The following is a 9,533-nucleotide window of genomic DNA, read 5'->3' as shown; positions in this document are numbered from 1 at the left end:
AATCCTTACAGCTAAATACATCATCTTTAGATAAAATACTACTTGTTAAAACATCACGAGCATAGCGCAACTGCCCCAACTCTTGATAAGCCTTAGCTAGCAGAAATACTTCATCAATGCTTAGTTTTTCTGCTTTATATGATTTTCTTAGGTCTTCGATAACATTGCCGAAAAGACCACTATCAAATGCGTCTTGAACATCACTTGCCCATGATAAGAGAGGTGAAAATAGTAATAAAAAGATGAATACTCGCATGACATAGCCTCATGAAGAGAATTAAACTGAACTTATTTAAAATAATACTATGATTTGCTGTGTAATCTCAAATGCTTTTATAATTATTTTTTTGGAATTTATATTTACTGGGGTTAGGAATGATACAGGGAATGAGAATTTTAAAAAACATCAGAGGAAATGCAGAGCAAAAATACTACCCTGCATCAAGAGAACATATTAAGCTTGAGGTGGTACAAACTCTTGTGGCATATCTGAATCATCACCTTCGCTGAAAAAGAATTTTTCCATTTCTTCCTCTATCATTTTACGCGCTTGAGGATCCATAGGAGATAAGCGATATTCATTAATCAAAATGGTTTGCTGACGTAACCACTGATTCCACGCTTCTTGTGATACATTTTCAAACACACGTTTACCTAAATCACCAGGATAAGTAATTCGTGGTAACCCTTCTAATTCTTGACCTAATTTAACACATTGCACCATGCGGCTCATTTAAATAAATCCTCTGTTGTCGGAGTAAATTGCTGTAATAAACGTACCACTGGAGCAGCTAAGCCCCAATTTTGTGGTTGCGAAAGTTGATACCAATCGCCATTATCAACCAGTATCTTTTGATTCAATCCTATATATATGGGCGTAATCTCTAAATGAAAATGGGTAAAACTATGCCGAAAGCTTGGCCATGTTTCATAATCGGATATATTTAAATTCCATTGGCTCTGACAATATGCCTTGATATCTGTATCAGGATCACATTCAGGAAATACCCACAACCCACCCCACAAGCCTTTAGCAGGGCGTTGCTGTAATAAAATTTGATTATCATCAGTACGGATTAATAAAAAACAGGTGGTTTTTACGGGTAAAATTTTACGCGGTTTGGGTGTTGGATATTGGGTTTGTGATTGAGTTTGATAAGCAACACAGGTCGCTTTAACAGGGCAAATAACACAGCGTGGTTTGGTTCTGGTACAAATGGTTGCACCTAAATCCATCATGGCTTGTGTATAGTCACTGACCTGCTGATCTGGTGTATGTTGTTCAGCGAACTTCCATAATTGATCGCTTATTTTTTTGTTACCAGACCAACCAGCCACTGCATGATGACGAGCTAAAACCCGTTTGACATTACCATCTAAAATAGCCTGACGCTGCCCATAAGTTAAAGCCAGAATAGCTGCAGCGGTTGAACGACCAATACCTTTTAAACTTTGTAATTGTTCAATTTCTTGTGGTAATTCATTTTTGAAATCTTGGCAAACTTGCTGTGCTGCATGATGTAAATTTCTTGCTCGGGCGTAATAGCCTAAACCTGTCCAATAATGCAATATTTCATCTAATCCAGATGCAGCTAAATCTTGCACGGTAGGAAAGCGTTGTATGAATTTTTCATAATAGGGAATCACTGTGCTCACTTGAGTTTGTTGCAACATGATTTCAGACACCCAAACTTTATATGCAGTTTTATTGTACTGCCAAGGTAAATCTTTACGTCCGTGTTGAGCAAACCAGTTTAAAATACGTTGGCTAAAATTTTCGGTCATCTAATAATTAAATCCTTGCTTGTATCTGAGTTCGACATAATTTTTAGATTTTTAAAACCAGAAAATATCTAAACGATGCAACAAGCCTTAATTGCGCTTCTACAATTTTGTGTAGGACAAAATAATACGCGCAAGCCTAGACATTAACTAAAATAATTTGTTATGAATTTTTTGGCCATTTTGAAATAAATCCCCACTCAATATCTGCTATATTTAAACAAAAATCCCATAAGCCATTTGGCAACTGTTTACAATCAAAGCCAATTATTGGTAATGGATAAATTAACTTCTTACCATCACATGTTAAGTTCTGCTCGTACTTTTCTCTGATATTATAAAAGCCAAAAATTTTCTTGATATTGTAAATCGTAAATGGGTGAAACGGTAATAATCCAGTATCCATTTGCTTTCGCTAAATAAATAAGATCATGGGCTACATTTCCACCTAAAACTAGCTCTTCAATTTGAGAAAGCATGTTACTTTCTATTACCTAATTACTTTGCCGCTACTAACGCTTTAAATTCTTCAAATAACCAAAAATTTTACTAGAAATAGTTTTTGTATCTTCTTCTTTAGTTGGCTCAACTTCATGACGTTCAACGGCTTGAGGTACTTGCTGTAAAAAATTATATCGCCACAACGCATCACGAATTCCACGTTCTAACATGCCTTTAGCAAGTGGTTTAGGTAAAAATCGGAAAATTTGTCCTTGATTAATCAATTTAATCAGCGCATTAGTATCTTGAAAGGATGTGACAACCAAAGTTAAAGTATTAGGGTGATATTGTTTAAGCAGTTTAAGTGGATTACTAATATCCTCATTACCAACTTTAATTTCTGAAATGATAACGGCTATATTATTATGTTCACTCAAGATTTTAAATGCTTCGTCTAAATTTTGACCCCAATGAACGCGATTTGTATCTTTTAAAGCATCTTCAGTTAATTTTAATGTTTGGTCATCTTTATCAATGACTAATATTTCTAATTCAGAAGTGATAGCATCTTGTTTTTGTTCTGCTTTATCAGGTAAAGCTTCTGCTTTTAGCGAAATATCTGTCGCTCTAGCAACAATGGATTTAATTTCATCATTATCCCATGGCTTATTGATATAACGGAAAATTTCGCCTTCATTCACAGAACCAACAATCGCCGCCAAATCAGAATAACCCGTTAATAGCAAACGCATGGTATTTGGTGAAGCCTCTTTGACTCCACGCAATACTTCTGTGCCTGTCATGATTGGCATTCTTTGGTCGCTGACAATTACATTAACTTGCTCGTTTTTAGCCATTTCTATCGCTTCATTACCATCTGTTGTGGTCAAAATGCGATAACGAGACTTAAACATTATTTTGAGTGATTTTAAAATTCGTTCTTCATCGTCAACAAATAAAAGCGTGGGTTTGTTTGCCATAGTCAGTACCAATTTACAGTGAACAATCATCAATTAACAGTAATGAAAACCGTTAGCAGTCTATGTTCGATGTATGTGGGTTTAAATAAGTGAAATGACTACATCCCCTCGCACTATCTGGAAATGTAGTCAAGACGCATTGCGTTATTACAAGCGTTTATTCATCTTCTAAACATTTTGCATAACCCGCAGCATCTAGCAAGTTAGCCAGCTCTGTATCTGCATTGGTTAATTCTAATTTGAAAATCCAACCATCTTGATAAGGACTGCTATTCACTAATTCTGGGGTGTCGTTTAATTCTTCATTTACAGCAATGACTTTACCTGTCAATGGGCTGTAAATATCAGAAGCAGCTTTCACTGATTCAACAACACCGCATTCATCACCCATGTTGAGCTCTGCATCCATTTCGGGTAATTCTACAAAAACTAAATCACCTAACGAATCTTGTGCATGGTGAGTAATACCGATGACAACCGTGCCATCAGCTTCAACACGTACCCACTCATGTGAATCAATATATTTTAAATCGTCTAAAATTTCACTCATATTACAAAGCCTCGCTAATGGTTAAATATCAATACAAGCCTTGCCATGTCGTACAAAAGGTGGTTTTACGACTTGGGCTGGAATTTGTTTGTTGCGAATCGCTACCTTGACTTCTTCATACACACCCGCAGGTAAGCGTGCAAAAGCAATAGAAACGCCTAAAGTTGGAGAATAAGTGCCACTGGTGATTTCACCTTCATTACCAGCCTCATCAATATATACCGTCTGATGGCCTCGTAGTACACCTTTACCTTTGAGTACCAAACCAACTAATATGTTGTGCTCAGCATTGACTTTTTGTGCCTCAAGCACCTCTCGGCCAATAAAATTGCGCTCAACGGGCTTCCAACCAATTGTCCAAGCTAAATTAGATTCTAACGGTGTATCATCTTCATCCATATCCGAACCGTATAAATTCATACCTGCTTCCAAACGCAGAGTATCACGTGCACCGAGTCCGATTGGAGCAATATTGGCATTTAATAGCGCGTCCCATAAATCAGCTGCTTGTTCATTTGGAATAACGATTTCAAAACCATCTTCACCCGTATAACCTGTGCGAGCAATAAATGTAGCATCATCCCAACACGCTGTAAAAGGTTTCAAAGCCAATGCTGTATCGCGTAAAGCATCAGGTAATAAAGGTTTTATTTTTTCAATCGCTTGCGGCCCTTGCACGGCTAACATCGCTAAATCAGTACGTTCTATAACGGATACTGCAAAACCACTCGCATGTTGTTCAATCCAAGCTAAATCTTTATCGCGAGTACCTGCATTAACTACCATTCTAAATTGTTGTTCTGCTTGATAATATACAATTAAGTCGTCAATGATACCGCCTTTTTCATTTAACATACATGAATATAAGGCTTTGCCTGTTTTGCCTACAATTTTGCTCACATTATTCGCCAGCAAATATTGCAAAAATTCAGTTACCCGCTCACCGCTCAAATCCACAATCGTCATGTGTGACACATCAAAAACACCCGCGTCTTTTCTCACAATATGATGTTCATTGAGTTGTGACCCATAATGTAAGGGCATATCCCATCCACCAAAATCAATGACTTTTGCGTTACTTGCAAGGTGCTTTTCATATAATGCGGTTTTTTTATTCATTGGCTTCTGTGCATTGCTTAAAAATTGAGTTCATTATAGAACAATTTGCTGGAAATGTTAGGCTTTGCATTTGCTATCGAATCAATTGTGAACTAATTTTATCTCTTCTGATTGCACATATCCAACAATCAGTTTTCAAACATAGCAAAATATATCTATTTGCCTATATTAAAGCTATTTTCAAGGTTTTTTTTAAATACTGTAGTCAATTTTGGTTTGTATGCTTAGGACTGGCAGTCCTTTATATACTTTAAGTATCAATCATTTTTAAAATCTAGGACTGCCAGTCCTGTATCACTTTAAAATAAAACGACTATATCATCTAAAGTAATCAGTTTATTGAAAATAAAGCGGCTAAATTTTTAGACTCAAAGTAGTCGAAATCAGAAAAAATACAAAATTATAAAAAACACCTAATACATTGAATTTAAATCATATAACTTCATGATTAAGTGCAAAATATAAAGCGATTGGATACAAAATAAATCGTCTTACGTATGGAGCAAATTCTGATTTTTAGGCTAAAATAGGGTTGAAATATGTCTAAAATATGGCAATTGGTATTAATTTAGCTTAGGCTTATGCTATATGCTAAGAACATGACGTTTATTTGCCAAATTTGCCGTATATTGAACCATTCAACATACTCGTTGAAATTAAAATAACCCTTTAGCATGTCATCAACAAGTCAAAACAGACCTATATCTGTCAGACATGTCAGCGAGGAAACCATAATGAAGTATTATTTTTACTATGTACTAGGATTCACGCTGTGCTTATGCTCTTTGTCGAGCTATGCTGCACCGCCTTATATTTCCGTAAGTGTTGGGGAGAATTTTTCATTTACAAATCAATCTTGCCTTACTGCCAGCAGGAAAGTGTTACAAAACAATGGCTTCAAGAAATTCATGCCTGCGGGAGACAACTTATTTGCAGCGTTTAATAGAAGCAACGATTATAAGTACAAAGCAATGGTAAGATGTATTGATACCCAAGGCGTTTTTGTTGTCGCTATCGTGGCAAATTCTACAAAAACCATTAAATCCAAGGCGCAAAATTTACGTCTTGCGATTCAAAAGTATTTCTCTCCAGCCTTAAAATCTGAAACAGCAACGACAGCATCCAGTGACATCAAAGTAGTTAAACCAATGGCAGTAAAACCTAGCTATGCAGGCTCAAAAAATAGTGCTAAAACATGGCAAGATAGTTTATTAGGTCGGAGTAAATGTCTTGAACGAGGGGAAACAGCTTTACGAAATTCAGGGTTTGCGCGTAATTTTGAGATTGACTATGAGAAACTGGCTTTAGTTGGATTAAACGAAACTGGCTATCAAGGTATTGTGCGTTGTTTGCCTGAACAACGGATTATTTTATTTAAAGTATCGGGGAAATCAGGGAAATCTGCACGCAGATTATTAGAAATATTACAGTTAAATTTTTAGATATAAAATCCACTCCCAAAACTCAAATATGTACTTGGGAGTGAGAAAATTTAAGACGCTTGTTTTTTACAGAATTTAGCCTGTTCTTGTAATGCTTCAGGAACCCATTGCTTAAGCTGTCTGATGCGGGTGCTATGGGAAGGATGAGTAGACATGAATTCCGCAGGCTGTTTGGCATCACCCGCCGCTTTCCCCATCCGTTGCCAAAATTTAGAGGCTTCATTTGGATCAAAACAGGCGCGAGCCATCAGCAATAAGCCAATGTAATCTGCTTCTGACTCATGTGAACGTGAAAACGGTAAAGTCATACCATAATGAGAACCTAAACCCAGTGCACCCATAACAACTGCTTGGGTTTTTATGTCCATATCGCTCACTGAAGCAGTCATGGCCAACATACCTAGGTTTTTCAATTTTTCATACGCAAGACGTTCAGCACCATGGCGTGCAATGACATGTCCTATTTCATGCCCCATAATCACAGCCATGCCATTCACATTTTCCGCAACAGGTACAATCCCTGTATAAACAGCGACTTTCCCACCGGGTAATGCAAAAGCATTTAGCTGCTGGGCATTGATTAAATTAAACTCCCAATCAGCATGAGGCAAGTTAACAACCGCAGCAATGCGCTTCCCAATTTTGCGAACTTGACTCACCAGATCACCTTCTTTGACGATTTGAGAGTTTTGCAAAATTTCACGATAGGATTGCATTCCTAACTGTTTTTCCTCTTCAGCGGTCAAATCAACCAATTGTTGTCGTCCCGTAATCGGCACATTTTCCAAATGGGTCACATAGTAATAACCCGCATAAAGTAGAAATAGAACGATAGGTGCTACCCTTCTAATGGAAAGACGCATTTCAGCCACCTGTGAGCTTTGTATTTATGAGATATGATAAATTAAATCTTAGTTTTAGTGGGTTGGGTGATGCACCGCACCCCAAATTCGTCCAACCCAACTTTGTTCCGACCAAGATTTTTTCACACCACACTCAAGGAAATGTGCGGTATAACGCTTGTCTTCAATTAAAATATGTTTAGTCAGCCAGTTTTTCAAAAAGTTGAGTAACTCCATACTAGACGATAGCTTTCCAGCTTTCACTTTATTAGCTAATTCAAAAACTTGACGAGTTAATTCCTCATGATGTTTCTTATGGTCTTCATATTCATCATAGCCTAAAATGCGCATCAGACTTTCTTCGACTGCAAAATGTACAATCGTATATTGAGATAGTTCGGTTAAGATTCTGGTGGCTTCTTCGTCATCAGTGCGCAAAATAATAGACTCATACAATCGATTGAGTAACTCTACTAATATTTTATGTTGTTCATCAATTTCTTGAATACCAACACTTAATTCTTCTGTCCATTCAACGAAGTTATTGATTTTCATAATCCCCTCCCTAAAAGGGCTTGGTAAATGTTAAAGTTATTATGGGGGCATTGATTATGTTTGCTAAATTAACCACCAGACATCGACATAATACGAATTACTTGCTCTGGCTTGCGATCAAACTCATGTTTTTCTGGTTTTAAAGCAATTGCTTGTAAAATAAGCTGGCGCAATTCTGTATCATTAATTCCTTGACGTAGGGTGTCACGCAGCTCTATTTTATCATCTTGACCTAAACACAGATATAGTGTTCCTTCAACTGATAAACGTATTCGATTACAGGTTTCACAGAAATGTTGTGATAATGGCGTGATAAATCCAATTTTAAGATTGCTACCTTGGATTTGAAAGTAACGAGCAGGGCCTGCACCACGCCCCATTACGGTTGGGATTAAATCATATTTTTCAGCCAGTTGAGCCTTAATCTTTTGTAGGCTGATATAGTTTTGACTCGCATCTTGGCCTGTTTCACCCATGGGCATGGTTTCAATAAAACGCAAAGTAAAATCATTAGTTGCACAATAGTCCACCATTGAAGATACTTCATCATCATTAATACCCTTCATTACTACCATATTAATTTTAATCGGATGAAATCCAGCTTGTTTCGCTGCTTGTAGACCCTCTAAAACTTGGGCTAAATTACCACCTGTAATATCTTGAAAACGTTGTGGATTCAGGGTGTCCAGACTCACATTAATACGAGAGACACCATTTTGTTTTAATGTGTCTGCATATTTTACTAATTGAGTGGCATTGGTACTGAGTGATAAATCTTCAATGCCTTCAAGCTGTCCAAGTCTTTGTACCAGCTCAGGTAAATTTTTGCGTACTAAAGGCTCGCCGCCTGTTAAGCGTAATTTACTTACACCTAGCTGGCCAAAGATCGCGATAATACGCTCGATTTCATCAAAGGTTAACCAGTGTTCGGGGGTGGAAAAATCTTTAAATCCTTTTGGAATACAGTAGAAACAACGCAAATCACATCGGTCTGTCACCGATAAGCGTAGATATTCTATTTTACGACCAAAACTGTCCTTGAGTGGGTTTGCTTCTACCATGCTTCCTCCTTAAAAAGTATCAGATGGCTAGTTTTTTATTGTTGTGGGTTGCCTCGGGTAAATCGAACTAACTAAAAATAATTTAAATTAAACGTTCTCGGATTCGGTGTTTGCTTGTTGTTTCGTGGTTTTCTGCCCCATCATAGCTTTCCAAAATGTATTTTGTAATGCACCTAGAGCAGGTGCAGAATCAGGTGTAAATGCCTTTATCATCGTGAGAGGGTCAAATCCATCCATCCCTGATGTCATATTTTTACGCATCATATCAATCATTTCATCTTGCAATGGCTCTAAATTTGGTAAGCCAAAAAAACTGCGGATTTCTTGCGGGGTTGCTTCAATATCAATATTAATTTTCATGCTTTATTCCTTTGGTGGTTATAATCATATTTTAGTATTTTATTGTATGTTGAAAGAGTAGCAAACATTGCCTATGCTTGCCAGTGATATAAATCAAGTTAAAACTAAAATCATCTATTTTTAATATTTATATTGGACTGAATATGTGTGTTGACTTGAGATAGTTTTATCTTATAATAAGTCCAAGGTCTAAAATTTAAAAAATGGATTTTTAAGTAAAAAAAACAATTTTTAATGTTAAATTGAATTCTTAAAAAATAATTAATTCCTCAAAAAACAAAAGGGCTTACCCTTGTTTTTATAGAAACCAGAATTACGAAAAAAATTAATGTAGTGAACCATTTTAATTTTAAAAAGAGAGGTAATCTAGCATGCGCAAAGACATTACTAGATACAAGTTT

12 protein-coding genes are annotated in these 9,533 nt (G+C 36.6%); 1 reads left to right on the top strand and 11 read right to left on the bottom strand.

What is annotated here, in order from left to right:
* From ABXH34_RS15580 to gcvT, 7 genes are all read right to left on the bottom strand, one after another.
* The coding region (locus ABXH34_RS15580; protein ID WP_353572810.1) for a hypothetical protein at window positions 1-256 on the bottom strand (256 nt) is incomplete at its 3' end.
* Window positions 257-454: 198 nt separating this feature from the next.
* Window positions 455-733 carry an oxidative damage protection protein gene (locus ABXH34_RS15575; protein WP_353572809.1) on the bottom strand — a complete coding sequence of 93 codons (279 nt, stop codon included), beginning with the start codon at window positions 731-733 and terminating at the stop codon, window positions 455-457.
* The gene (gene mutY / locus ABXH34_RS15570; protein ID WP_353572808.1) at window positions 730-1,785 is read right to left on the bottom strand and encodes an A/G-specific adenine glycosylase; all 1,056 of its coding nucleotides are present in this window, start codon (window positions 1,783-1,785) and stop codon (window positions 730-732) included. Before mutY ends, ABXH34_RS15575 begins: the two co-directional genes overlap by 4 nt.
* A 160-nt stretch (window positions 1,786-1,945) precedes the next feature.
* Window positions 1,946-2,188, bottom strand: coding sequence for a hypothetical protein (locus tag ABXH34_RS15565; protein WP_353572807.1), 243 nt, complete (start codon window positions 2,186-2,188; stop codon window positions 1,946-1,948).
* Window positions 2,189-2,294: 106 nt separating this feature from the next.
* The gene (locus ABXH34_RS15560) at window positions 2,295-3,203 is read right to left on the bottom strand and encodes a response regulator (protein ID WP_353572806.1); all 909 of its coding nucleotides are present in this window, start codon (window positions 3,201-3,203) and stop codon (window positions 2,295-2,297) included.
* Window positions 3,204-3,360: 157 nt separating this feature from the next.
* Window positions 3,361-3,753 (bottom strand): glycine cleavage system protein GcvH, encoded by a 393-nt coding sequence (gene gcvH / locus ABXH34_RS15555; protein WP_353572805.1) that lies wholly within the window; start codon window positions 3,751-3,753, stop codon window positions 3,361-3,363.
* Between the two features lie 21 nt (window positions 3,754-3,774).
* Window positions 3,775-4,872, bottom strand: a complete 1,098-nt coding sequence (gcvT, locus tag ABXH34_RS15550) for a glycine cleavage system aminomethyltransferase GcvT (RefSeq protein WP_353572804.1) — start codon at window positions 4,870-4,872, stop codon at window positions 3,775-3,777.
* Between the two features lie 734 nt (window positions 4,873-5,606).
* Between gcvT and ABXH34_RS15545 the strand changes: the two genes are divergently transcribed.
* Complete coding sequence (locus ABXH34_RS15545) at window positions 5,607-6,314, top strand: hypothetical protein (protein WP_353572803.1); 708 nt, start codon at window positions 5,607-5,609, stop codon at window positions 6,312-6,314.
* 50 nt (window positions 6,315-6,364) lie between these two features.
* Here ABXH34_RS15545 and ABXH34_RS15540 read toward each other — a convergent pair whose 3' ends face one another.
* The 4 genes from ABXH34_RS15540 to ABXH34_RS15525 all read right to left on the bottom strand — a co-directional run bounded on the left by ABXH34_RS15540 (window position 6,365) and on the right by ABXH34_RS15525 (window position 9,132).
* Window positions 6,365-7,177, bottom strand: a complete 813-nt coding sequence (locus tag ABXH34_RS15540) for a M48 family metallopeptidase (protein ID WP_353572802.1) — start codon at window positions 7,175-7,177, stop codon at window positions 6,365-6,367.
* Window positions 7,178-7,231: 54 nt separating this feature from the next.
* Window positions 7,232-7,711: a bacteriohemerythrin gene (locus tag ABXH34_RS15535; protein WP_353572801.1), complete on the bottom strand. Its 480-nt coding sequence runs from the start codon at window positions 7,709-7,711 to the stop codon at window positions 7,232-7,234.
* 68 nt (window positions 7,712-7,779) lie between these two features.
* Window positions 7,780-8,772, bottom strand: coding sequence for a GTP 3',8-cyclase MoaA (gene moaA, locus ABXH34_RS15530; protein ID WP_353572800.1), 993 nt, complete (start codon window positions 8,770-8,772; stop codon window positions 7,780-7,782).
* Window positions 8,773-8,859: 87 nt separating this feature from the next.
* Window positions 8,860-9,132 (bottom strand): DUF6489 family protein, encoded by a 273-nt coding sequence (locus tag ABXH34_RS15525; RefSeq protein WP_353572799.1) that lies wholly within the window; start codon window positions 9,130-9,132, stop codon window positions 8,860-8,862.
* Window positions 9,133-9,533: the final 401 nt, after the last annotated feature.

Origin of the sequence: Candidatus Albibeggiatoa sp. nov. BB20 (assembly GCA_016744725.1) — a bacterium.
GTDB lineage: Bacteria > Pseudomonadota > Gammaproteobacteria > Beggiatoales > Beggiatoaceae > Albibeggiatoa.
Note: the sequence above shows the minus strand (reverse complement) of the source record. Positions and strands in the feature narration are given on the sequence as shown.

What these genes read in the sequence shown, in the direction of transcription:
- ABXH34_RS15575 (WP_353572809.1), bottom strand. Translation starts at nt 733, where the DNA reads ATGAGCCGCATGGTGCAATGTGTTAAATTAGGTCAAGAATTAGAAGGG.
- mutY (WP_353572808.1), bottom strand. Translation starts at nt 1,785, where the DNA reads ATGACCGAAAATTTTAGCCAACGTATTTTAAACTGGTTTGCTCAACAC.
- ABXH34_RS15565 (WP_353572807.1), bottom strand. Translation starts at nt 2,188, where the DNA reads ATGGATACTGGATTATTACCGTTTCACCCATTTACGATTTACAATATC.
- ABXH34_RS15560 (WP_353572806.1), bottom strand. Translation starts at nt 3,203, where the DNA reads ATGGCAAACAAACCCACGCTTTTATTTGTTGACGATGAAGAACGAATT.
- gcvH (WP_353572805.1), bottom strand. Translation starts at nt 3,753, where the DNA reads ATGAGTGAAATTTTAGACGATTTAAAATATATTGATTCACATGAGTGG.
- gcvT (WP_353572804.1), bottom strand. Translation starts at nt 4,872, where the DNA reads ATGAATAAAAAAACCGCATTATATGAAAAGCACCTTGCAAGTAACGCA.
- ABXH34_RS15545 (WP_353572803.1), top strand. Translation starts at nt 5,607, where the DNA reads ATGAAGTATTATTTTTACTATGTACTAGGATTCACGCTGTGCTTATGC.
- ABXH34_RS15540 (WP_353572802.1), bottom strand. Translation starts at nt 7,177, where the DNA reads ATGCGTCTTTCCATTAGAAGGGTAGCACCTATCGTTCTATTTCTACTT.
- ABXH34_RS15535 (WP_353572801.1), bottom strand. Translation starts at nt 7,711, where the DNA reads ATGAAAATCAATAACTTCGTTGAATGGACAGAAGAATTAAGTGTTGGT.
- moaA (WP_353572800.1), bottom strand. Translation starts at nt 8,772, where the DNA reads ATGGTAGAAGCAAACCCACTCAAGGACAGTTTTGGTCGTAAAATAGAA.
- ABXH34_RS15525 (WP_353572799.1), bottom strand. Translation starts at nt 9,132, where the DNA reads ATGAAAATTAATATTGATATTGAAGCAACCCCGCAAGAAATCCGCAGT.